Origin of the sequence: Acinetobacter sp. LMB-5 (assembly GCF_001541635.1) — a bacterium.
Taxonomy (GTDB): Bacteria; Pseudomonadota; Gammaproteobacteria; order Pseudomonadales; family Moraxellaceae; genus Acinetobacter; species Acinetobacter pittii.
This window is the reverse complement of record NZ_LRDR01000009.1, coordinates 173,107-195,550: the sequence shown is the minus strand read 5'-3', so window position 1 is coordinate 195,550 and position 22,444 is coordinate 173,107. Positions and strand designations below refer to the sequence as shown.

The 22,444-nt window shown below is 37.8% G+C and carries 21 protein-coding genes; 18 read left to right on the top strand and 3 right to left on the bottom strand.

Translation table 11 applies throughout. The features are described from left to right. The first annotated feature begins 63 nt into the window (after nucleotides 1-63). Complete coding sequence (hisC, locus tag AW165_RS14340; RefSeq protein ID WP_060466203.1) at nucleotides 64-1,149, top strand: histidinol-phosphate transaminase; 1,086 nt, start codon at nucleotides 64-66, stop codon at nucleotides 1,147-1,149. Nucleotides 1,150-1,152: 3 nt separating this feature from the next. On the opposite strand, the gene AW165_RS14335 is transcribed toward hisC, so the two are convergent. Further along, the gene (locus AW165_RS14335; protein ID WP_060466202.1) at nucleotides 1,153-2,505 is read right to left on the bottom strand and encodes an anthranilate synthase component I family protein; all 1,353 of its coding nucleotides are present in this window, start codon (nucleotides 2,503-2,505) and stop codon (nucleotides 1,153-1,155) included. Nucleotides 2,506-2,860: 355 nt separating this feature from the next. On the opposite strand from AW165_RS14335, the gene AW165_RS14330 reads away from it, so the two are divergent. The 6 genes from AW165_RS14330 (at nucleotide 2,861) to AW165_RS14305 (ending at nucleotide 10,973) form a co-directional block, all read left to right on the top strand. Continuing rightward, nucleotides 2,861-3,700 carry a DUF6160 family protein gene (locus AW165_RS14330; RefSeq protein ID WP_060466201.1) on the top strand — a complete coding sequence of 280 codons (840 nt, stop codon included), beginning with the start codon at nucleotides 2,861-2,863 and terminating at the stop codon, nucleotides 3,698-3,700. A gap of 307 nt (nucleotides 3,701-4,007) precedes the next feature. Further along, the gene (locus AW165_RS14325) at nucleotides 4,008-4,841 is read left to right on the top strand and encodes a C39 family peptidase (RefSeq protein ID WP_060466200.1); all 834 of its coding nucleotides are present in this window, start codon (nucleotides 4,008-4,010) and stop codon (nucleotides 4,839-4,841) included. A 45-nt stretch (nucleotides 4,842-4,886) separates the two neighbouring features. Next, the gene (locus tag AW165_RS14320) at nucleotides 4,887-6,080 is read left to right on the top strand and encodes a hypothetical protein (RefSeq protein WP_060466199.1); all 1,194 of its coding nucleotides are present in this window, start codon (nucleotides 4,887-4,889) and stop codon (nucleotides 6,078-6,080) included. 12 nt (nucleotides 6,081-6,092) lie between these two features. Next, nucleotides 6,093-7,757: an OmpP1/FadL family transporter gene (locus AW165_RS14315; protein ID WP_060466198.1), complete on the top strand. Its 1,665-nt coding sequence runs from the start codon at nucleotides 6,093-6,095 to the stop codon at nucleotides 7,755-7,757. Beyond that, nucleotides 7,751-9,019: a putative pilus assembly protein FilE gene (gene filE / locus AW165_RS14310; protein ID WP_060466197.1), complete on the top strand. Its 1,269-nt coding sequence runs from the start codon at nucleotides 7,751-7,753 to the stop codon at nucleotides 9,017-9,019. Before AW165_RS14315 ends, filE begins: the two co-directional genes overlap by 7 nt. Before the next feature lie 19 nt (nucleotides 9,020-9,038). Next, complete coding sequence (locus tag AW165_RS14305) at nucleotides 9,039-10,973, top strand: hypothetical protein (protein WP_060466196.1); 1,935 nt, start codon at nucleotides 9,039-9,041, stop codon at nucleotides 10,971-10,973. Between the two features lie 54 nt (nucleotides 10,974-11,027). On the opposite strand, the gene AW165_RS14300 is transcribed toward AW165_RS14305, so the two are convergent. Beyond that, nucleotides 11,028-11,576, bottom strand: a complete 549-nt coding sequence (locus AW165_RS14300; protein ID WP_002115876.1) for an NUDIX hydrolase — start codon at nucleotides 11,574-11,576, stop codon at nucleotides 11,028-11,030. A 114-nt stretch (nucleotides 11,577-11,690) separates the two neighbouring features. On the opposite strand from AW165_RS14300, the gene AW165_RS14295 reads away from it, so the two are divergent. The 6 genes from AW165_RS14295 (at nucleotide 11,691) to fghA (ending at nucleotide 16,873) form a co-directional block, all read left to right on the top strand. After that, nucleotides 11,691-12,317 carry a CoA pyrophosphatase gene (locus AW165_RS14295; RefSeq protein WP_014208431.1) on the top strand — a complete coding sequence of 209 codons (627 nt, stop codon included), beginning with the start codon at nucleotides 11,691-11,693 and terminating at the stop codon, nucleotides 12,315-12,317. Nucleotides 12,318-12,339: 22 nt separating this feature from the next. Next, on the top strand, nucleotides 12,340-12,867 hold the full coding sequence (locus AW165_RS14290) for a gamma carbonic anhydrase family protein (protein WP_078210186.1): 528 nt from the start codon (nucleotides 12,340-12,342) through the stop codon (nucleotides 12,865-12,867). Between the two features lie 135 nt (nucleotides 12,868-13,002). Beyond that, on the top strand, nucleotides 13,003-13,668 hold the full coding sequence (gene tsaB, locus AW165_RS14285) for a tRNA (adenosine(37)-N6)-threonylcarbamoyltransferase complex dimerization subunit type 1 TsaB (protein WP_060466195.1): 666 nt from the start codon (nucleotides 13,003-13,005) through the stop codon (nucleotides 13,666-13,668). An 11-nt stretch (nucleotides 13,669-13,679) separates the two neighbouring features. Then, nucleotides 13,680-14,471, top strand: coding sequence for a class I SAM-dependent methyltransferase (locus AW165_RS14280; RefSeq protein ID WP_060466194.1), 792 nt, complete (start codon nucleotides 13,680-13,682; stop codon nucleotides 14,469-14,471). A gap of 136 nt (nucleotides 14,472-14,607) precedes the next feature. Continuing rightward, nucleotides 14,608-16,059 (top strand): C13 family peptidase, encoded by a 1,452-nt coding sequence (locus AW165_RS14275; RefSeq protein ID WP_032004344.1) that lies wholly within the window; start codon nucleotides 14,608-14,610, stop codon nucleotides 16,057-16,059. Then, nucleotides 16,028-16,873, top strand: coding sequence for an S-formylglutathione hydrolase (fghA, locus tag AW165_RS14270; protein ID WP_032004343.1), 846 nt, complete (start codon nucleotides 16,028-16,030; stop codon nucleotides 16,871-16,873). Before AW165_RS14275 ends, fghA begins: the two co-directional genes overlap by 32 nt. Before the next feature lie 5 nt (nucleotides 16,874-16,878). On the opposite strand, the gene AW165_RS14265 is transcribed toward fghA, so the two are convergent. Further along, the gene (locus AW165_RS14265; protein WP_017481242.1) at nucleotides 16,879-17,151 is read right to left on the bottom strand and encodes a DUF2218 domain-containing protein; all 273 of its coding nucleotides are present in this window, start codon (nucleotides 17,149-17,151) and stop codon (nucleotides 16,879-16,881) included. A 184-nt stretch (nucleotides 17,152-17,335) separates the two neighbouring features. Here AW165_RS14265 and rpe point away from each other — a divergent pair, with 184 nt between their 5' ends. The 5 genes from rpe (at nucleotide 17,336) to AW165_RS14240 (ending at nucleotide 22,420) form a co-directional block, all read left to right on the top strand. Then, nucleotides 17,336-18,022 (top strand): ribulose-phosphate 3-epimerase, encoded by a 687-nt coding sequence (rpe, locus tag AW165_RS14260; RefSeq protein WP_000043044.1) that lies wholly within the window; start codon nucleotides 17,336-17,338, stop codon nucleotides 18,020-18,022. A gap of 356 nt (nucleotides 18,023-18,378) precedes the next feature. Further along, complete coding sequence (locus AW165_RS14255) at nucleotides 18,379-19,200, top strand: Cof-type HAD-IIB family hydrolase (RefSeq protein ID WP_005803356.1); 822 nt, start codon at nucleotides 18,379-18,381, stop codon at nucleotides 19,198-19,200. A gap of 103 nt (nucleotides 19,201-19,303) precedes the next feature. Further along, nucleotides 19,304-19,699, top strand: a complete 396-nt coding sequence (locus tag AW165_RS14250) for a hypothetical protein (protein ID WP_060466193.1) — start codon at nucleotides 19,304-19,306, stop codon at nucleotides 19,697-19,699. Between the two features lie 41 nt (nucleotides 19,700-19,740). After that, nucleotides 19,741-21,678 (top strand): copper resistance system multicopper oxidase, encoded by a 1,938-nt coding sequence (locus tag AW165_RS14245; protein WP_060466192.1) that lies wholly within the window; start codon nucleotides 19,741-19,743, stop codon nucleotides 21,676-21,678. Beyond that, complete coding sequence (locus AW165_RS14240; RefSeq protein ID WP_060466191.1) at nucleotides 21,665-22,420, top strand: copper resistance protein B; 756 nt, start codon at nucleotides 21,665-21,667, stop codon at nucleotides 22,418-22,420. Before AW165_RS14245 ends, AW165_RS14240 begins: the two co-directional genes overlap by 14 nt. The last annotated feature ends 24 nt before the right edge of the window (nucleotides 22,421-22,444 follow it).

Below are 22,444 nucleotides of genomic sequence, written 5' to 3'. Positions count from 1 at the left end.
AAACCTTGTAGTTTTTTAATTATTACTCAGGGCTGGTTTTCAGCCCTTTTTTGAGATAAGACCATGACTTTATCTACAGCACAAATGCGCTTTTGGAGTCCAGAAGTTCGTGAGTTAGAGCCGTACGTTCCTGGTGAACAGCCTAAAATTCAGAATTTATTGAAGCTCAATACAAATGAAAATCCATATCCGCCATCACCAAAAGTAGTTGAAGCAGTTCAAGCTGTTTTAACTCATCAGGCTGATGCATTGCGTTTATATCCAGACCCAGACGCTACGGCATTAAAACATGCGATTGCTAAGCAACAGAATATTGACGTTTCACAAGTTTTTGTTGGTAATGGCTCAGATGAAGTGCTTGCTCATATTTTTAAAGCATTTTTTCTTCAAGATGAACCAATTCTTTATCCAGATATCACTTATAGCTTTTATCCAGTTTATAGTCAGTTTTTTGGTACAAAGACTAAAGAAATCCCACTCAATGATAATTTTGAGATAGAAGTTAAAGATTATGTGCAACCAAATGGTGGGGTTATTATTACAAACCCTAATGCTCCAACAAGTATTGCACTAGGCTTAGCAGAAATCGAACAAATTTTAAAAGCTAATCCAGATCGAGTGGTTGTCATTGATGAGGCTTATGTTGATTTTGGTGCAGAATCAGCTGTGAGTTTAGTAAATCGCTATGAGAATCTGGTTGTGTGCCAAACAACTTCAAAATCTCGCTCTCTTGCGGGTTTACGCGTTGGCTTCGCGATTGCTCAATCTCATTTAATTGCTGCACTTGAAGCTGTCAAAAATAGTTTTAACTCATATCCTATTGATCGTTTTGCAATTGCAGCAGCGGTAGCCTCTTTTGAAGATCAAACTTATTTTGAAGAACGATGTCAAAAAGTTATTTCTAGTCGTGAAAAGCTAGTAGATGAATTAACTGCTTTGGGCTTTAAAGTTTTACCTTCTAAAGCAAACTTTATTTTTGCTTCGCATCCATCGCATGATGCAGGTCAGCTTGCACAGCAATTACGTGAGCAGGGCATTATTGTGCGCTATTTCAATAAGCCTCGTATTAATCAATTCTTGCGAATTACTGTAGGAACTGATGAGCAAAATGAGCGTTTAGTACAGACATTAAAAGAAGATATTCTCTAAATTTTACTCTGCTGTGCTGTTCATCAAGTTCAGCATAGCAGAGACTTTATCAAGACTTTCTTGATATTCTGCTTCTGCATTTGATGCAATCGTAATACCACCACCTGCCCATAAAGAGAGCTGATTCTGATATTGTTGAAAACTACGGATGAGAATATTCCAGCGGCCAGTTCCATCAAAATTGAAGTAACCCAATGTCCCGCAATATGCACCTCTTGCTGATTCCTCTAACTCTTCAATGATCTGCATTGCCCGAATTTTGGGAGCTCCTGTGATTGAGCCTCCGGGTAAGGCAGAGAGCAGCATTTGCATAGGATTAATATCATCTTTAAGGGTCGCAGCGATCTCGCTTACCATGTGATGTACTTGATTAAAACTTTCAATCTCGAATAATTTTGTTGTTTTTACAGATCCTGTATTGGCATAAATGCTCAAATCATTACGTAATAAATCGACAATCATCACATTTTCTGCTTGGTCTTTTTGAGAGTTTTTTAAGGTTTGTTTAGAAATAAAATCTTTTTCTGCATTCTCATAGCGAGGCATTGTGCCTTTAATAGGTCTAGTTTTAATTTGTTTATTTTGATTGAATTCGATGAAAAGTTCGGGAGAGCAACTTAATAATTCAAAATCATCTAATTTTAAATAACCTGCATATGGAGCATTTGTAAGTTGCCATAGGTCTTTAGCTTTATTTAATAAGGATCCTGAAAATTTAGCTTTAAACTCTTGGGTTAAGTTAATTTGATAGCAGTCACCAGCTTTAATGTATTCTTGTATTTTATAGAAAGCATCGAAATATTGTTTTTTAGACCATCTTGGTTGAATAGTGGTTTTTAATTCAAATGTATTTTTAGAGTTATTGGAACCAAAATTCTCTATTTTATTTTCAATATATGAGAATAGATCAATTGCATTTTCTTCATCACTAAAAAAATACCAATCATTATCTATATATTTTAAAAAAGATCGATATTGACCTAGGAATAAAGAAGGTTGCATATGATTTTGCCCGTTAATAAATTGATGCGCACTGAAATCATAGCTGATAAAACCAATATAACCACCTATAAAACTTGTTGTTGATTTAATATCTTTACTTAAATTGTTTTCTTTAAATTGAATGAAATTTAAAAGTTGATTTGATTTTGATCTATTTTTATATTCGTTGAAATTTTGGCGCTCAAACTCTAAATAATTTTCATTTTGAATAATAATATAATCTTGTGGAAGAAATCCAATAGTTGGGTTGTTGTTGTCATTTAAATAAATAAGTCCAGTTAAACCATCTAATTTTTTTAAAATATCGGCAGCATTTTTACTATATAAAGAGATTTTTTTCTTTAACTGAGACATTTTTAAATAAAAGAGTGTTTAATGAGAGAGTAGTTAGTTTACTATAAGTTGCACTTCATCAGGAGAAAGTCTTTTAAGTACTAAACTTTTTGCTGATAAAATGAACGAAATTTTAACTAAGAATTTATTGTTTTTAGCAAGGTTTATGTAGAAAAACTTGAGTGTACCGTTTGTCGGGTAGTTGGCAAAAAATGCACAACACTAGTTGAACAAAAATTAACGTAGATGTAATTTAGTAATTGCTAAGCAAAACCGCTCAAGGATTGGAAGTTTCGGTTGCCATATAAAGAAAAATGCAATTTGAGACAATGAGAGTGGTTAAGTCAAAAAATAAATGCTCTTGGGAGAGTGCTCAATGAAAATGTTCACTAAACTTGCTTTAGTTTCTTCTTTAGCTATCAGCGCAAATGCAATGGCAATGCAGTCAATGGACGATGCTGCGCTTAGTGCTGCTACAGGTCAAGATGGTATTAATATCGGTATTGCTTTAGGTACTGACGGTATTAATATCAGTAAACTATATTTACATGATAATGATGGTTTGGGTACTGCAACAGGAATTGTAGGTGCATCAGGTACTGCGGGTGCGATCGCAATTAATGGTATCACTCTTAAACAAACAGGTACTGATCCACTTTTAAATTTAGCAATTGACACGAATGGTGCTTCTGGTACTAACGGTGCTTTCTTAAACGTTGCGGCAACGGTTGGTGCTGTTGATGTGCATGTTGGCTCAATTGGTGTGGGTACTTCTGGTACTGTAAATGAAACTACAGCAACTCGTGGTATCACTGAAACAGCGCCAACAGAAATCATTACTGGTTTAGATTTGTCTTTAGGTAAAATTACTGCAAATATCCAGTTAGGTGCCGCTCCTCAAGGTGCAATGATTAAAGTGAATTCAAGTTTGCAGGGTGGCTTAAATATCTCTAATCTTGGTATTAAAGATGCTGCTGGCGGTGGTACCATCAAACTTGACAAAATCATGGTACGTGGCGCTAATGCTACAGGTGATCTAGATGTAAATGCTGGTATTTCTGTAAAAACAACAGGACTAGAAATTAAAAACAACAGTACTCAAGCAATGAATGTATATTTACAAGGTGTACATTTGGGTACAGCTGCTTCAATTGGCGATGTCGAAGTTCAAGGCTTAAATGTTGCTAACTCTACAATTACAATTTCTGGACACTAATTTTAAAAGTCAAAAAACAAAAGCGCGTTTAATACGCGCTTTTTTTATTAAATGAAAAAAGAGGTTTTAATATAGTTGTTTAATTTAAAATTATTATATGAATATTATATATCTAGATAAGAAATTAATCGAAGTGAGAATTAATTAACAATTTAAATAGAGTAAAACTATACATTCATCAAAAAGATTAAAAAAAAGCTGTTTTTTACAGAAAAAAAAGGTATCTTCAACACACAGGGATGTAGAGCTATTGCTCTAAGAATAAAATGAATAAGGCCAGTTAGGCCACCAGTTAGACCAAGTGCTTATGTTAGAGATTGCTTTAGGCTCGGCATTGATATATTACTTTGCGACAGAAGCCTTCGAAATAGAAAAAAAGCCACCGGGAACTGTTTATTATACAGAAACCGCCGATTCACGTAATTTATCTTTTCGCCGTAGTCATATTGAACCAGTCACGATTAAACCAGCTGTAGAAGATCAGTTCAGGGGTATTGTTCGTCAAGCTTATGACTATAGTTGTGGTTCAGCTGCTCTTACTACACTTTTAAATGGTTATGTGGGGACGAGTTTGACTGAACAGCAGACCATGAGTGGTCTACTACAGTACGGCGAATATCAACGTATTATTGAGCGTCGAAGTTTCTCATTACTTGATATGAAGCGTTTCGTTACTGCAATTGGTTTAGAGAGTGGCGGTTATCGGGGAGAGTTTTCTGATTTAGTTAAACTTGGTCAACCTGCAATCGTTCCTATTTCATATGCTGGTTTTAAACATTTCGTCGTATATAAAGCTTATAAAGATGGACGAGTATATGTAGCTGATCCTGCTTTAGGAAATATCAGCTTTGATGAAAATCGTTTTAAAGAAATTTGGGATAATAATACTTTATTTGTTATTTCTGTTCCTGAATCTCAGCGTAAAGATCTATTAGCATTAAAAGAAGCTGATATGCGTCATGTAGAAGATGCCACAGTCAATCGGTATGCTTTTGTTGATGTGCAGTATCCAACATTTAATTATGACCGTTTAGCAAACAAAGCTTCAACGATGCGTCGCGTCTTGGATAATGATAACCATTCTCCAACATATAATCAGCCGATAGAAACTTATATGCGTCTTTATTACAAGCGTAAATAGTCAAATTTTAATTTAGTAAAATAAATAGATTGGGTGGGAAGAAATATGAATAATCGATGGATGAAGATGAGTGTGTTGGCATTAAGTTTAATTGCCATTACAGATACACTTTATGCAGATGATCAAGTTGCAGAAGCAAGTACACAAAATAGTGTAGCTGTTCCTGAGGTGAGTACAACGCCAGAAGTAATGCCAACAACAAATTCAGTGCAAGAACAGAAAACAGCTCCGACCACAGAGGGGGGAATCACTGAATCTGCACCTACATCAGCTACTCCAGAAGCAAACCAAGCAGCTACTGCTTTACAGAAAAAAGAAGGTGATGCGAGTCAAGAAACAAATTTACAAGAAGTATTTACTTCAAATGAGCGTCAATACTCATTAATTAAAAAAGGGGTTATATCTTCTTATTATGACCTCGATTATACATATTATCGTGATACTCGAATTGATTTAGCTTTATCGGATAATTCTTCTCAACTCAATCGTTTACGTGTAGAAGAGGATGCAAACCATACTTTAACAAATAGTTTTACTTTTCAATATGGTGTTCTTGATAATTTAACTCTTTCAGCAACTTTACCTTTTGTGGCAAAGTCTGAAATTATTAAAGATAAAACTACCGCTGGTTTGGGTGATATTTCTTTGGGTGCTCGCTGGGAGCCATTTCCTTTAAAGCAAGGACGTTTACCATTAGTTCTTTTTGGTAACCTATCCACTAAAACGGGTGACAGTCCGTATGAGATAGGCTTAGATGAGCTCTCTACCGGTAAAGGTTATTACTCTGTAGGAGTAGGAGCAAGTACTCGTAAGTATATCGATCCCGTCGTTTTATTCGCTTCCGCATCTGCCAATTATGGTTTTAAAGAATCTGGTTTAGATCAACAGCGAGGGGGAGGAAAAAATGGGACAAGAACTTTAACCTCATTTGACCCTGGCATTAGCGGTGGTTTCTCTTTCGGTTTTGCGTACTCGTTTAATTACGACGTATCTTTAACGATGTCCTATCAGCAAAGTTTCAATATGGATGCTGAATTCGAATTTGATAATGGAAATGAATCTTATACTTCACCAGATCAAAGTAGTGCGATGCTCTCATTTGCTCTAGGTGTACGTGTATCACCTGAAACGATTGTCAATGGTACGGTGGGTATTGGTTTAACAGAAGATGCACCAGATATTTCGCTCGGTCTATCTTTCCCGTTAGATATTTTAGGTTTTGGCAAAAAGCAAAAATAAGGAGATATTAAGGTGAAATACCCTAAATTATGTCCTTTAACGGCGGCAATTGTGATCTCCGGTTTTTCTAGCTTTGCCAATGCTCAATTAGGACAAAACCTAGCTGTTGATATTCGCTCACTCTCGATGGGGAATGCTGTAACTGCAGATCCTCCTGGCATTAGTGCAGTTCACTTTAACCCAGCAGCTTTAGCTAAAATTGACGGCTTGCAGACAGACGTACAAGGAATTTTAGCGAACTTTGATATTCAAAGAGAATACTCTGCACCACCTGGATATAATGTTTTCGGTTATTCAGATGACCCTATTGTATGTAATGATAGACCGGAGGTTTCCGTTGGTATCTGCACCGATTTCAAAGGACCTGTACGCGGTGATGTGGAATATGCCAGCTTATATGTACCCATTCTTAAAAAAATGGTTGATTTAGGTGCCGGTTATCCATTAGTTGCTCCTACAGCTGGTATAGCTTATAAACCACCAGGCTCGAAAGTCACTTATGCAACAGCAATGTATGCACCATTAGTTGCAGGTTTTGGTGCGGAAAATGGTAACCCAAGTAATTATATGGGGCAACAAGTTGCTGTAGAGCGTATTACATATTTATCTCCGTCTTTTGGTTATCAGGTAAATGACCATTTATCAATTGGTGCTTCAGTGGGTATGTCCTACAACGCGATAGCCCTAAACACTGATCTACGTTTCCCCAATGAAATGATTGGTGTACTAAGGATGGTTGATGAAGTAGTTTGTAGACCATTTAAAAATAATAAGGAATTTTTTACAGATCTAATATTACTAGGTATTTGTAATACTCAAGAAGGAATGAATCCATTTAACAAAATGGGTGCGCTACAGGTTTCATTAGAGCAATCATTGAGTCCTAGCTATAACTTGGGGTTGCTTTGGGAACCAACTGATGATTTTAGTTTTGGTATGGTTTATCAAAGTTCAGCTAAAATGCGACTGAAAGGTAAGTACCTAATAGATAATGCAAAAGCTCCACAGCAGCTTATTGCTGGACTTAACTCATCAACTACTGGTAGCGTTGCCTCAGCAGTCTTACAGTTACCTGGATATATCCCCAATATAGAGTCTGGTTTAGTAGCAATGGATTTGGAATACCCTGCCCATTTTCAAGCAGGGATTAAATATAAATTACTACCAGATTTACAAGTGAATTTTGATGTAGGTTGGACAGACTATTCCGCATGGGATAAATTTAAATTTGAATTTGATCGCCAGATTTCACTACTTCAAGTGGCGAGAATTCTATCTAATGAGGTAACTCCACAGTCTTTAGCATTGCCATTAAAGTTTACTTCACCTTGGAGTTGGGGGATTGGGCTAGAGTATTCTGCTACAGATCGGTTGAAATTGCGTGCTGGTTATGAACCACGTGCTAGTGCTATCCCTGATGACAAACGTAATACAATGGTCCCGATTAATAATGCACAATTGTTTGGTCTGGGAGTTGGATATCGTTTCGATACCGATACGGATTTAGATCTTTCAGTTGGTTTCTTACGCAGTCGAGACAACATACCAGCCTGTACAAGTACTTTATCTAATAAATGCGGTGTCGATAATATCTTATTAAACCCTTATGCCGGTTTAGATGTTAAAACAAATACTAAAGTTACAGTGCTTGGTTTGAGTTATAGAACAAAATGGTAAGACAATATAAATGGATGTTTCGCCCTAAACTTGCTGTCTCAATATTAAGTATTGTGATGGCAAGTATTTCTTTATCTTATGCAGATGGTTTTTATACGATTATAGGTCCAGATGGTCGTCCTATGATCGTGCCTAGTAAAAATATTGAGCAAAAAAAAGAGTCTACTTCTAAAATAGAAATAAATCCTCAAAATTCACTTAATGAGGCTGTGATTATCCCAGATCCAATAATTATTAAAGAGAAAGAGTACAGAGATTTACCGAAAAAAATAGAACAGCAAAAACAAAAGAAATTAAATACTGCACCGACTGCACCGACTGCACCGACTGCACCGACTGCACCGACTGCACCGACTGCACCGACTGCACCGACTGCACCGACTGCACCCAAAGATACTAGCGAAAGTGCTATAAGTGTTAGCGAATTAAGTATCCCTGTGAAGAAAACGAAATCTCTTGAAACAGAAAAATCCCAATCAGTTCCTAATGATGAATTGAAGAAAAAGCTCACTTTAGTTCCACCACCAATAAGAAGTTCTTCTCAAGCTCCATCCTCGTCAGACTCTTTAAAAGATAAGTCTAAGTTTACAACTATTGATGGTGTGGAGTATGTAAATAGTGAATTTCTTGAAGATCAAGAATTCAATATAGAGGGTAAAAAACGGTTTTATCTTATGCCGGATGGCCTAGGGCGAACTGAATCAATAGAACGGAAAAAAGGTGTTAGTCGGTCAACGTTAGATCAGCTTTTTAATCGACACTCTCAAGATGATCAAACCGCTGTTGTATTAGCTTCAACATATATGCGCTTATCCTCAGAAGAATTAGAGAGGGCTTTTGAACAAGATAAATGTTTTGTTAAAGGTTATACCAAATCAATTAAGACCCTTAGTATAAATAAAGAAGTAAATTTGTGGCCGCGGAAGCCATTAAAAGAAAAATTTGAATATGAGGTCGTCAAACTAGATCCTTCTGTTCAAAATTTAAAGTTTCTATCATTTGCTGCTAGTAATGAAAAACCCTTATATTACTGGCCTTTAGTCATTTTTTTGGATGATAAAGGCTGTATCTTAGAGGGTGTAAGTGGATTCAAAAGCAGATCTTATCCTTCTACAATATTACAGCATGCATCGATTCAAGGTATTTTAAAAGTACCACCTTCAGCAAAGTATATCATGATGACACCTTTATCCTCTGCAGTAGATGTTGAAGAAAAAGAGTTAACAAATCAGGGACAAATTCAAATTTCAGTATTACGTTAAAAAATAAGTAGGATAGCTAATGAATAAAAAAGTTTTCTGGCCTTTTGCACTAACTACTCTAGCACTGATGTTAAATGGTTGTGGTGGTGGTGGTTCCAATATTAATGAAGATCCGAATTCAGGTGGTAATAATGGAAACCTAACTTCTGGTAGTTGCAAACCAAGTGTAAGTGGTAACTCGACTAGAGATTCAAATTGTTTTGAGTTTGCATTGGATTATCCAGTTGCAGGAGTTAATTTTGATTGTAGTACTGCCTTGGGACAGCACTTTACGACAACACTTTCAGAAAATACTGTTACTGGTTCATGTAAAGTTGGTGATACTGCGCGTTTTTATTTACAAGGTAAAAGTGATAAGCAGATTTTCTTAGGCAGTGTAAAGCTTGATACAATAGGAAAATATACAGCTTTTGTGAATAATGGAACTCAAAAAACATCACTACCCGTGTATTTAAGGCTATTAGATTTGGCAAGTGGGATCACAGGTAAAACCCCAGCAACTTTAGATAAAAATGATGAAACAATTAAAGTCGCAATTGCTTTAGTGAAAATTTTTCAAAGTATCGGTTTTGAAAAAGGTGATAATCTGATTGGAGATATACAGCCAACAGAAATCACAGATGAGAAAAAAGATCTACTTACTAAGCTCTCTCAAAGCGTAACAGCAGCAGATTTTCAAAGTGGGGCTTATGCGAGCCTTTTAAAACCATGGTTAGATGTCAGCCAAATCTCAGACGATGAGGCATATAAATTAGTAGTGCAAACAACTAATTTAAGTAATGCGGGAACTTATGAGGCGACAGATATCCTTAAAGCCTTTTTATTCAGGGGATGTAACCTTAACTCTTACGATAATTGCGAAGCGAGTACTTCTACTAACTTACGGCAAAGTGTAAATTCAATGTATTTATTGGCAGACCGTCAAGGTTATACATTAGGATATGGATTACAATGGAATGGAGTTAAAAAAGATTTAACGGATCCTTTAAATCTTTTACGGAATGTTAAACCAGTTAAAATGAATGCTAATGCACAAAATGCTTGGCTTCATCCAATCAGCAGAGAAATCCAATCAACTACACCTCTTCGTTTTAGTTTATCGGATAACCCAAATGAAGATTTACAAATTTATCAAGGCAAATTATTTAATGACTATGCTATTGCCGGAAATGAGTTTGTATATAAAAGCTTGACGAATCTTAATACTGGAAATCCGCAACATTATGGTCGCTGGAGGCAAAATCTGGGTGGAGAAAACTATAACGGGGGTGTAGATATTTATAAAGGGAATAAGATTAGCTTCTTGGAAAGTAGTGTTTTTAAAACTGCAGGTAATGTTAAAACTGGAGAAAATTATATTTTTCCACTCTATGCAACTTTAACTTTTAATTTTGAGCAAACAGGTGCCCAACCTGTAAATTTAGGTATTGTTATTGATGAGCATGGCGATATCCGAACTGATATTAAGCCAAATTCCACAAACACTGATATGTCAGGTCAATGTGCTACAGTCACTGCTAATAACTTGATTGATAGTTTGGGGGTTCAACAATACCGTATTGGTACGACTGCTGCGACTTTAAATAATCCGATAAACTCTGATCGCTCAGTCTATATACGTATGATTTTAGCAAATCAAAAATTTGGGAATATTGATGGTGCAATTATTGGATTGACATTTATCGGACCATCAGCAGGAACTGCAAAACTGAATCTATTTAATTTGCTAGCAAATAAAGTAGATAGTAATAGTATTAATCTTAATAATGGTGCAAAAGGAGTAGCGAGTTGGTATAACGCTCATGCAGCTACACAAGCGAGTTATAATGCACTTGAGAATGTAACTCCAACTGACGAAGAAAAGGCATTAGCACAACGTATTACAGGAACAGTAACAATCAAATTAGCGGATCAATCTATTCCAGCTTGTAAAGCAATTAAAACTAAGTCTTAACATATTAAACAAATAAAAAAGACCGCTTAGCGGTCTTTTTTATTATCTAAATGATTAACCCGTATGGTCTAAACGAGTACCCAAAGTTTCAAGATGTGTTGGGAACACTTGTTTTTTACGGTCTTCAAAATAATGTCTTAGAGTGTGTTCCACACTAGGAAAGGCTAGTTCTCCCCATGGAATTTCATGTTCTTCAAACAGGCGACTCTCGATGCTTTCTTCACCTGCACCAAAAATGCCATCTTTCAGCTGTGCTTTGAACAGTACATAAATTTGACCAATACGCGGAATATTGTACATGCAATAAAGTTGTTCTATTTCTATCTCGGCTTCTGCTTCTTCACGGGTTTCACGTGCTGCACCTTGTTCCATGGTTTCGAACAACTCCATATAACCAGCAGGTAATGTCCACAAACCATAACGAGGTTCAATCGCACGACGACAGAGTAATACTTTATCTTCCCATAACGCTAAGGCACCGCAGATTACTTTGGGGTTTTCATAGTGAATATTTCCACAATGAGTACAAACACGGCGTACTTTATGATCACCTAAAGGAATTTTTTGTTCGGTTTTATGCCCACACGCTACACAGAAACTCATAATTATCATCGAGTATAGAGATGCCTCAGCATAACTGAATTTTTAGACTTACGCATCAACTCTATTCCCTAACATTGATTTTCAGATATGATGCAAAGAGAGACAGAATAATAGGTGAATGGTATGGAAGAGCACTTGCTAACACAAAAGTTACAGCAAAGATTACGCTTTTCCACCCGCATACAAGAAGCACAAGCTGCAGTACTTATTGCCATTACGAATGAGAATGATCCAAAGGTACTGCTTACACGCCGTTCAATACATATGAACAACCATGCGGGGGAAGTTTCTTTTCCGGGTGGAAAGCGTGACCCCAGTGATACGAGTAATATTGTTGTAGCGTTGAGAGAAGCTCAAGAAGAGACAGCTTTAAATCCGTTTGATGTACAGTTGTTAGGTGATTTGCCGATGCAGCGTGCAAGAAGCGGTTTGTCTGTAAAACCGATCGTTGGACTTATTCCTCCAGAGGTGACTTTAATACCTCAGCCTACCGAAATTGATCGAATTTTCTTTGTCCCATTACAGCAGCTTATCGAGACGCGGCCAACACCTTATGAAGTTCGATATGCTCATCAGTCTTTATATTTTCCAAGCTTACAGATTGATAATGAAATTATTTGGGGCTTAACTGCTCGTATGTTAGTTGCTCTGTTTAAATATGGACTAGGTTATCAAAAAGATTGGCCATTTTTACTTAACTCACCAACCTTTGGAATGCCAAAGTTTTCTCATAAAAAATAAAGATCAGGATTGATAAATTATGATGTATAGCTATCAAGGACAGCACCCAAAAGCATTACATGAACCATGGGATGGTTGGGTTGCTCCAACTGCAACACTTATTGGGCAAGTGGAATTAGGTCGTCAGGTCAGTATTTGGTTTGGTGCAGTAGTTCGTGCTGATAACTGTGTCGTTCGGATTGGTGATTTTTCTAATATTCAAGAAAATTCTGTCTTACATACTGATGCTGGACTTGAGTTAAATATTGGTGAATATGTCACAGTCGGTCATAAAGTCATGCTGCATGGTTGTACGATTGGTGATAATAGTTTGATTGGTATGAACGCCGTAATTTTAAATCGGGCGGTGATTGGTAAAAATTGTATTATCGGTGCTAATGCTTTAATACCTGAAGGAAAAGTAATTCCAGATAATTCAGTGGTGATGGGTTCACCAGGCAAAATTGTCAAAACTTTAGATGAAGATGGGGCAGCGAAAATACGCTTGAGCGCATTACATTATGCTGAACACTTTAAGAGCTATGCAGATTTAAAAGAGTTTCACTTTTAAAATCTTTTAATAAGTTATTTTCTATGCCAAGCACAAGCTTGGCATTTTTATTTAGAAAGAGAACAACTCGCCTATCAGAGCCGAGTGGGGTATCATAACCCTCGTTTTTAATCTGATTTAATACTAAGGTTGTGCATGAAATTGCTGGCGTTGGAAACTGCAAATGAGCAGTGTTCTATTTCATTAGTCGATGAAACCCAAGAACTGTTTTTTCAACTCGATACGCGGGCGAAAGCACAAACACAGACTATTTTGCCGATGATTGAGCAAGGGCTACAACAAACAGGTCTTGAAGTTGCTGGTTTAGATGCGATTGCCTTTAGCCGTGGGCCAGGTTCTTTTAGTGGTGTTCGAATTAATGCTGCTGTTGCCCAGGCTTTAGCTTGGTCACAAGATTTACCAGTAATTCCCGTTTCTACATTGCAAGCTTTAGCACAAGCGGCATACCGACTTGAAGGTTTGGAACAAGTGACTGCCGTGCTCGATGCGCGTATGAATGAAGTTTACATTGCAAGTTATGTTTTAGATGAACAAGGAATTATGCAGTGTATTGATGAAGAAAAATTAATGGGCTATGAGCCAGCAGCAGCTTATGCAAAACATTGCTTAATTGGTTCGGGCGCCAAGCTACTTCAAGCTGATGCAGAGCATCAAACAATCACTGCAACTGCACAGGATATTGCTTCTATTGCACGTGTCTATGCTACACAAAAGCAATGGGTGGATGCCGAGCATGCTTTGCCAGTTTATTTACGTGATGATGCGTGGAAAAAGATAGCGGATCAGGGTAAAGCAAAGTAAAGGCAGTACTCATGCATATATATTTTGAAGAAGATTTTCAAGAACAAGCACAGCACTACCAAGCTGTGCTTTGTTCTAGAGGTGTGACTGTCGATTTACAGCCAATTGAAAAGCTGAATGCACGGTTTTTACGCTTCAATCCTGAAATTGCCCTTTGTGTAGATGAAAACGGACTTTGGTTATCTGCTAATGGCATGAAAATGCAGCCTGACTGGAAAGCTGAAATTCCACGTTTAAAACGTGCAAGTCTTAAATCGGAAATGATTGCCCGTGCTTGTCAGTTAGGTGAAAAGCCAGTATTGGTTGATGCTACAGCGGGTTTAGGCCATGACAGCTTACTTATGGCTTATTTAGGGGCTCAAATCCAGCTCGTTGAGCGCCATCCGATTTTATTTACTTTACTTGAAGATTCAAAAGCTCAGGCGGAACATGATCCATTTTTAAGTCAATTTATGGATTGTATTCAACTGATCTTTGCTGACTCTGGGAGCTATTTACAGCAATTACATCAAGAAGCAAAAACGGTTGATGTAGTCTATCTTGACCCGATGTTCCCACAGCGCGACCAAAATCAACAAGCAATTAAAAAACAAGCTCAAGTCAAAAAACAAATGCAGCTTTTACATCTTCTTTTACCTGAAGATGGTGAGATGGATTTGGGGGATAATTTGCTAGTTTTGGCACAGAGAGTTGCTAAACGTGTAGTCGTTAAGCGGCCACGCCATGCTATTTTCTTGGCAAATCAAGAGCCAGCTCATCAATGGCAAGGGGATGCTTGTCGTTTTGATGCGTATTTTCAGTAGGCTTATGTAAGGTTAGGTTTTATTGCTTGAATAATGCACAAATATATGTGATATAGTTCAAAAGCATGATTGCTAAAATTCTTAGCAGGCATACACTTAAGATGCCTGTCAAAAACGAAATTTTTGAAAACCTTTTATGATTGATCTTAAACCCTCCATTAACTTTTGGCATGATTTTAAAAGCAACCAAATTGCCGGAATGTGGCTGTTTTTGGGGTCAAGACGTTCTTTACAGATTGTGCATCCATCTATTCTTCAGCTTATTGTCTGGGGAATTTTAGGGGGGTGTACTAACTCTCTTTACAGCTGGCTTGTAGCTGGTCAAATCGGTGATTTTAATTCACAAGGTTTAATTGGTTATGCGCTTTGGCCATTCATTGCTTTAATTGTTGGTATTTTCTTATCACAGCGAACCAACCAACCTCGCTTAATGCTAGTTCCTGCTTTACTTTGGCTGGTTCTAGATACAAATATCTTATTAATTCAATGTTTAATCCAGTATTTGGGGTCTAACGGTTATCTCAACTTTATTCCCGATGCTATTTATAACGGAATTTTACCGAGTTTATTTGTAGCTTTATTCGTGTGGCAAAGTTTAGCCGTAATTTGGGTTTTCTCACGTGAGCTTAAGTGGCCATGGTGGGAACGTGCACTGGTTATGGTTGCGACCATTGCAACGATGGTGGTTTGGCAACTTTCTGTAAAAGATCAACCGATTTGGAAGGTAGAAGATACGGCTCCAACGTTTGCTGAAGATGCTTTTTATGCACAAAGTAAACTATTAAATGATTCTTTAGAGCAAGTTCAATATGGTGAGCTCGCCAAAAGCCATTGGTATTTTTTAGGTGTTGCTGGTGATAGTTATCAAGATGTTTTTAAATCGGAAGTGGTCCGTATTAAAGAACAGTTTGATACACGTTTCGGAACGATTGGACGTTCGATGATGCTGGTTAATAATCCAGATACCCGCACAGAAATTCCGATTGCCTCTAAAACCAGTATCGAGTTAGCCCTACGCCGCATGGGCCAGCAAATGAACCGCGATAGTGATGTACTATTTTTATATATGACTTCACACGGTGAACAAAATCACTTCGAAATTGAAAATGCGCCATTAGATTTAGGGCAAGTGGACCCGAAATGGTTGCGAGAAACACTGGACAAATCCGGTATTCGCTGGCGTGTAATTGTGATCTCAGCCTGTTATTCAGGAAGCTTTATTCCTGCTTTACAGTCTCCTGATACCTTAATTATTACTGCATCGGCTGCTGATAAAACTTCTTTTGGGTGTAATAACGAAGCTGACTATACCTATTTTGGTCGAGCTTTCTTTGATTTGGCTATGCGAGAGCAATCGTCGATGAAAGATTCGTTTAACACAGCTAAGCAAACGGTAACCAAATGGGAAGTGGCTCAAGGTGTTGAACCTTCGGAACCTCAGTGGATGATCGGTAAAAATATGGAACTTATGCTACCTCAATTGGAAAAGTATCTATTTCCTCAGCAAAATACGGGTAGTGTAGATATTGCTCAAACAAAAACAGAGGCTAAAAACGATGCAACTCCTGCAAAAAAACCGCTGCTTTGAGGGCGAGCAGCGTATATACCAATTTGAATCTTCTTATTTAAAAGGACCAGCGAAGTTTGGTGTTTATTTACCACCAGCAGCTCTAGAAGGTAAAGCTTGCTCAACTCTATTTTACTTAGCTGGGTTAACGTGTACTGAAGAAACCTTTGCCATTAAAGCACATGCACAGCATATGGCAGCTCAACTTAGTCTTATACTGATTACCCCAGATACTTCTCCTCGTGGCGAACAAGTTGCGGCAGGGGATCATTGGGATATAGGTCAAGGCGCAGGCTTTTATATTAATGCCACAGAAGCACCTTGGTCTGAGCATTATCAAATGGAAAGTTATTTAATTGATGAGCTATATCCACTCATTTTAAAAAGCTTTCCTGTAAACGATCAACAAGTTGGTATCTTTGGGCACTCAATGGGTGGCCACGGCGCATTGACTTTGGCTTTTAAATATCCTGAGAAATTTAAGTCGGTATCTGCTTTTGCTCCGATCTGTGCACCAACAGAGTGTGCATGGGGAAACAAAGCGTTTAGCCATTATTTAGGTGCAGATCGCAATAGCTGGTTAGCTCATGATGCTACAGCTTTAGTCTCAAAGAATGGTGCAATATTTAGCGAAATTTTGGTGGATCAGGGATTGGATGACCAATTTTATGAACAACTTCACCCTGAAAAATTTAAGCAAGCATGTTTAAAAGCAGGACAGCCTTTAACTTTAAGACAACATGCTGGCTATGACCATGGTTATTATTTCATTCAAACCTTTATGGATGAGCACTTACAGTTTCATGCAATCCAGTTAGAAAAAGTATTTGGCTAATTAGTTTAGTGTTGCCATTCAACTTGAAATTCTTGTTGAGCCATACGGTTTAGATGATCAAGAACAACTTTTTCTAAGTGGTTGTGGTCATCTAACTGACTATCAATAGCAACGTTTAACTGCTCTGTTGCTGGTGCAAGCGTAATTGTTGCTGTAGGCATTAAGATTTTAAAATCCTGTTCAGTTTCTTGTACTTCAAATTTGTGCTTCCAATGATTAACTAGACGTTTTGCAATGCGTTTTCCATCGTTTGTTAATAGATGAGTTGTGCTTTTCATTATCAATCCTCACATTGGTTTAATGTACCTTAACAAATTCGTTTCGCCATTAGCATTCTATTGTTGCAACGTTACGTTTCAAGTTTGAAATGTTGTCATTTAAGCAAGGAAGGGCGGGCTAAGTAGGTTCTTTTTTGTTATAATTTTTAGCCTCTCCTTAAACTTCTAGCCAGGTCATCCACCTATGTCCAAGCCTTATTTGATTGCTCCTTCTATTTTATCTGCCGATTTTGCTCGTTTAGGCGAAGATGTAGACAAAGTGTTAGCCGCAGGTGCAGATGTAGTGCATTTTGACGTTATGGATAATCACTATGTTCCAAATTTAACTTTTGGTGCAGGTGTATGTAAGGCTTTAAAAAACTATGGGATTACAGCTCCTGTTGATGTGCATCTAATGGTATCTCCAGTTGATCGAATTATTGGAGACTTTTTGGAAGCAGGCGCAGATATTATTACTTTCCATCCAGAAGCATCGCACCACATCGATCGTTCATTACAGTTAATTAAGTCAGGCGGTGCTAAAGCAGGTTTAGTTTTCAACCCAGCAACGCCGTTGCACTATTTAGATTACGTGCTTGATAAAGTTGACCAAATTTTATTAATGAGTGTAAACCCTGGTTTTGGTGGACAAAAGTTCATTCCAATGACTTTAGAAAAATTACGTGAAGCTCGTAAAATTATTGATGCAAGTGGCCGTGATATCCGTTTAGAAGTTGATGGTGGTGTTGGCCCTGCAAATATTCGTGAAATTGCAGAAGCTGGTGCAGATATGTTTGTTGCGGGTTCCGCAATTTTTGGTCAACCCGATTATAAAGTTGTGATTGACCAAATGCGTGCAGAGCTTGCGAAAGTAGGCAGTGTTGATGCTTAAAAAGATAGAGTTAATCTAAAATAAACTTGTGGATAACTTTGTTTATAACTGTATGGATAACTGTGTTGATAACCGTATGGATAAGATGTTGGTAAAATAAACAAAATTAGATCAACCGTTTATTCTATAGACAAAAACTATGAAAAAAGAACGTTTTGGCGTTCTTTTTTTATGCGTGTTGAATAATTTATTAGCTGGTTTTTTATTAAGCTTTGCTAAAAAATAACCTGTGCAAAAAACGATGTAGCTCTGTGTAAAACTTTTTGTGCATAGATACGTATAAAACTGTAAAAGTGTCATGAAAAATAAAGCTAAATTTGGTTTAATAAGTTTTTAGTAAGAGACCTCGATAATTAATGACAGTAAAAATTTTAGCGGTAGATATGGATGGGACTTTTCTTAATTCCAAAAAGCAGTACAACAAAGCACGTTTTTTAAAACAATACGAACAACTAAAACAAAATAATATTCATTTTGTGGTAGCCAGTGGTAATCAACTTGCAAAGCTTATTACCTATTTTCCAGAAATTAGTCATGAAATTGCTTTTATTGCAGAAAATGGCGCGCATGTTGTAGATGCAGGGCAAGAATTAGCTTTTGCTCATTTAAGTCAGCAACAATATATTGAGATTCTAAAAGCGATTGATCCTTCATATACCTCAACCATGGTGATCTGCGGGAAACAGAGTGCTTATGTGCATAGCAGCATGAACGCAGAGGACTATGCCAAGGTTGCCCGATATTTTGAAAAACTGACAGTTGTAGATGACTTTTATGCACTAGATGACTTAGTGTGCAAAATTACTTTTACCGCTCAGGAAAACGAAAGCTTTGCGATTTTTGAGCATTTTCAGAAGCAAAGTTTTGTAGCAGATAAAGTTTTGGTACCTGTTTCAAGTGGTTTTAATTTTATCGATTTGATTCTTCCCGACCAGCATAAAGCACACGGTTTGAACTTATTACTACAAAAATGGCAGGTTGAACCTAATCAAGTGGTTGCGATTGGTGATAACAACAATGATATGCAGATGATTAAAGCTGTGGGTTATGGGTTTGCAGTTGAAAATGCAGTAGAAGCATTAAAAGCGGTGGCGCCTTATACCACTGTAAGTAATGAACAAGAAGGCGCATTAGAGGTGATTGATTTAGTCCTTCAGCATCAACCTCCATTTGCTTAATTGCTCTATAACAAGCAGTTAAGATAGGAAATTGTATCTCTTTTAAAACTTCGTTATGCTAATGGCATTAAGATCACTCATCGGCTCTAGGCGATAAATCACAATGGCTCTACAACACTTACGCAAGTATGCTTGGTTTGTGTTCCTAATGGCTTTCGTCATTGGGTGGAGTGGTGTGTCTATTGCACAGACGCCTATGCAACATGATCTTCATACTATGCCGTGTCATAGTGAAAAATCTTCGCATAACAATATGCATACTCAAGCAAATGATCAGACCGTATGTCATCAAAAGATGACTCAGTCTCTTCATTCGCATGGTGAGCATTGTCAGGACTGTAACCCAGTCCATTGCCAAATGGTGAATTTGGCTCTGCAGCAAGCTGTACCTGACGTTGACTCCCCATTTATTCCTATTTCATATCAATTTAGCAGTATTTATCAGGCTCAACATTTAGCCGGATACTGGCAAGAGATTTTACGTCCTCCTAAAGCTTGATCCTTATTTACTTATTTTTTTAATTAAAAAGGATCACAGTAATGTCTCATAAAACAATTAGCAGCCTCGTCGCTGTATTTGGTCTATTGGTTTCACCATGGACTCTCGCGGCAATTAAGGAATATCACCTTAATATTAATGAACAACAGGTCAATGTTACGGGTCAGCCGCTCAAACGAATTACCGTAAATGGCAAGTTTACAGCACCACTCCTTGAGTTTGAGGAGGGGGATGAAGCAGTTATTCATGTTCATAACCAATTAAAGAATCAAGATACCTCTTTGCACTGGCATGGGTTGTTACTGCCAGGGTTAATGGATGGTGTACCCGGTTTCAATGGTTTTAAAGGAATCGCGCCAAACGGAGATTTTGTTTACCGCTTTAAGGTGAAACAAAACGGCACGTATTGGTATCACGCGCATAGTAAAGGCCAAGAGCAAGATGGTTTATATGGCCCACTTGTGATTTATCCAAAAGGCAAGATACCTGTTGCTTCTCATGAGAAAACTGATCGTGATTATGTAGTGATGCTTTCAGATTTTCATAATTCTTTTAGCGATAGTATTATGAAGAATTTGAAGAAATCTGCTGAGTATTATCAAAACCGCCGTGAAACCATATCTGATGTTTTGAAGCAAGTTAAAACACAAGGCTTAAAAGCAACTTGGCAAGATCGTTCGATGTGGAATCAGATGCGGATGTTAAAAACCGATATGTCTGATGTGACGGGCTATACGTTCTTGGTCAACGGCAAGACACCTCAGCAAAACTGGACAGCTAACTTTAAAGCTGGCGATAAGGTTAGATTACGATTTATTAATGCATCAGCGATGTCATTTTTTGATGTCAGAATTCCAAATTTGAAAATGACTGTTGTGAGTGCAGACGGGCAGCCAGTTAAACCAGTTGCAATTGACGAGTTTCGTATCGGTACAGCCGAAACCTACGATGTCATTGTAGAACCTACGCAATCAAATTATCAGATTGAAGCAGAGTCTATTGACCGCAGTGGTTTTGCCATTGGGACTTTGCACAATGAAAATACGCAAGCTGTAGGGCCAATTCAAATGCCGCAGCCGCGTCCACGTGCTTTGTTAACCATGGAAGATATGGGCATGAGTCATGGCAATGGGGCAAGTGATGAACATGCTGGCCATCAAATGAACATGCAACATGACATGTCGGCTATGCCTGAAATGAAAAAAGAAGCGAGCCATGCTAATCATGATTCTACAATGATGAATATGGATCATGACATGAAAAATAAGTCATCTAGCGAACATGATCATTCCATGATGCAAATGAAGCATGACATGTCAGCGATGCCTGAAATGAAGCATGATATGCAGGCAATGTCAGCTAGCGAGCATGACCACGCTATGATGAATATGAATCATGAGATGCCTGCGCAATCTGAAAATAAGCCTAAAAAGGATGAACCCGTTTATGGCTGGGCAAATGCTTCGACACCAGCGGGTATGAAAGCACTGCAATATAGTGATTTGCAATCTTTAACACCTCAGCCAGACAAGCGTGCACCAGAACGTGAATTAGTTATTCGTTTAGGTGGCAACATGGAGCGTTATATCTGGACCATTAATGGCAAAAAATTTAGCGAAGCTGAGCCATTACAAGTTAAGTATGGCGAACGTATTCGCTTGAAGTTTGTGAATGACAGCATGATGGCCCACCCAATGCATTTACATGGCATGTTTATGCAATTAGAAAATGGCCAACAAGCTGAAAACTTACCAAATAAACATACTCTTATTGTCCCACCTGGAAAAACCGTTACTGCGTTATTGACAGCCGATGCATTAGGCGAATGGGCGATTCATTGCCATTTGCTCTACCACATGAGTGCGGGAATGATGAATAAGTTAATTGTGGCTCAAGTGAATGATGGACAACAACCTGCTCAAGCTCAATCACCTGTTCAATCTGAAAATGAGAAAGGAGCTAGTCATGCGCATCACTAAGTTATTTTCTCAAATGTTATATTGCGGTGCTTTCTCGAGCATATCAGTATTTACTTTTGCTCAAGAGCCTTTAACTCATGATCATTTACGTGAACATGGCGGACAGGTTTATCAAGCAACAAAAATTGATACTGGCTGGACTCAAGACGAAGAGGGAGAAGGTAGTTTTTCTTCGGAATTAGAAACTTGGGTGGGAACGGATGAAAATAAATTGTTCATTAAAGCCCACGTTGAAAAAGCAGAGTCAGAAGATGCCAATTATGGCGGTTCAGTACTTTATAGTCGAAATGTAGCTGACTATTGGGATGTACAGGCCGGTGTAAACTACGAACGTTTGCAACGAGAAGATGAAAAGCAAGATCGTTGGGCTGGTGTTGTGGGTTTACATGGCATGGCACCATACTTTTTTGAAACCGATGCATATCTTTATGCAGGTGAAGACCAGCTATGGAAGTTAAGTTTAGAAACGGAAAGGGACTTGCTCTTTACCCAAAAGTTAATTGGTAAACCTTATTTAAAAGCAGATGTTGTTTTGCAAGATGAATCTCGCTATGCCAATAAAACAGGGCTATCTAGTTTACAAGTTGGCTTTCAAACCCGTTATGAAATCAACAAAAAGGTCATGCCATTTGTTGATGTCGGTTATGGTTATGAAAAAGGTTTAAAACAAACTGCTTGGCAAACTGGAACCGACTCCGAACATGGTTGGTATTATGGAGCTGGGTTAACACTAAAATTCTAATTGCCGAACAAAAAGTAAGCTTAA

Excerpts from the sequence above, each read along its gene's own strand:
- AW165_RS14325 (WP_060466200.1), top strand. The coding sequence starts at position 4,008 with ATGTTAGAGATTGCTTTAGGCTCGGCATTGATATATTACTTTGCGACA.
- AW165_RS14250 (WP_060466193.1), top strand. The coding sequence starts at position 19,304 with ATGGCTCTACAACACTTACGCAAGTATGCTTGGTTTGTGTTCCTAATG.
- AW165_RS14305 (WP_060466196.1), top strand. The coding sequence starts at position 9,039 with ATGAATAAAAAAGTTTTCTGGCCTTTTGCACTAACTACTCTAGCACTG.
- AW165_RS14330 (WP_060466201.1), top strand. The coding sequence starts at position 2,861 with ATGAAAATGTTCACTAAACTTGCTTTAGTTTCTTCTTTAGCTATCAGC.
- fghA (WP_032004343.1), top strand. The coding sequence starts at position 16,028 with ATGCAACTCCTGCAAAAAAACCGCTGCTTTGAGGGCGAGCAGCGTATA.
- AW165_RS14275 (WP_032004344.1), top strand. The coding sequence starts at position 14,608 with ATGATTGATCTTAAACCCTCCATTAACTTTTGGCATGATTTTAAAAGC.
- rpe (WP_000043044.1), top strand. The coding sequence starts at position 17,336 with ATGTCCAAGCCTTATTTGATTGCTCCTTCTATTTTATCTGCCGATTTT.
- AW165_RS14280 (WP_060466194.1), top strand. The coding sequence starts at position 13,680 with ATGCATATATATTTTGAAGAAGATTTTCAAGAACAAGCACAGCACTAC.
- AW165_RS14240 (WP_060466191.1), top strand. The coding sequence starts at position 21,665 with ATGCGCATCACTAAGTTATTTTCTCAAATGTTATATTGCGGTGCTTTC.
- tsaB (WP_060466195.1), top strand. The coding sequence starts at position 13,003 with ATGAAATTGCTGGCGTTGGAAACTGCAAATGAGCAGTGTTCTATTTCA.
- AW165_RS14335 (WP_060466202.1), bottom strand. The coding sequence starts at position 2,505 with ATGTCTCAGTTAAAGAAAAAAATCTCTTTATATAGTAAAAATGCTGCC.
- hisC (WP_060466203.1), top strand. The coding sequence starts at position 64 with ATGACTTTATCTACAGCACAAATGCGCTTTTGGAGTCCAGAAGTTCGT.
- AW165_RS14290 (WP_078210186.1), top strand. The coding sequence starts at position 12,340 with ATGTATAGCTATCAAGGACAGCACCCAAAAGCATTACATGAACCATGG.
- AW165_RS14255 (WP_005803356.1), top strand. The coding sequence starts at position 18,379 with ATGACAGTAAAAATTTTAGCGGTAGATATGGATGGGACTTTTCTTAAT.
- filE (WP_060466197.1), top strand. The coding sequence starts at position 7,751 with ATGGTAAGACAATATAAATGGATGTTTCGCCCTAAACTTGCTGTCTCA.
- AW165_RS14320 (WP_060466199.1), top strand. The coding sequence starts at position 4,887 with ATGAATAATCGATGGATGAAGATGAGTGTGTTGGCATTAAGTTTAATT.
- AW165_RS14300 (WP_002115876.1), bottom strand. The coding sequence starts at position 11,576 with ATGAGTTTCTGTGTAGCGTGTGGGCATAAAACCGAACAAAAAATTCCT.
- AW165_RS14265 (WP_017481242.1), bottom strand. The coding sequence starts at position 17,151 with ATGAAAAGCACAACTCATCTATTAACAAACGATGGAAAACGCATTGCA.
- AW165_RS14245 (WP_060466192.1), top strand. The coding sequence starts at position 19,741 with ATGTCTCATAAAACAATTAGCAGCCTCGTCGCTGTATTTGGTCTATTG.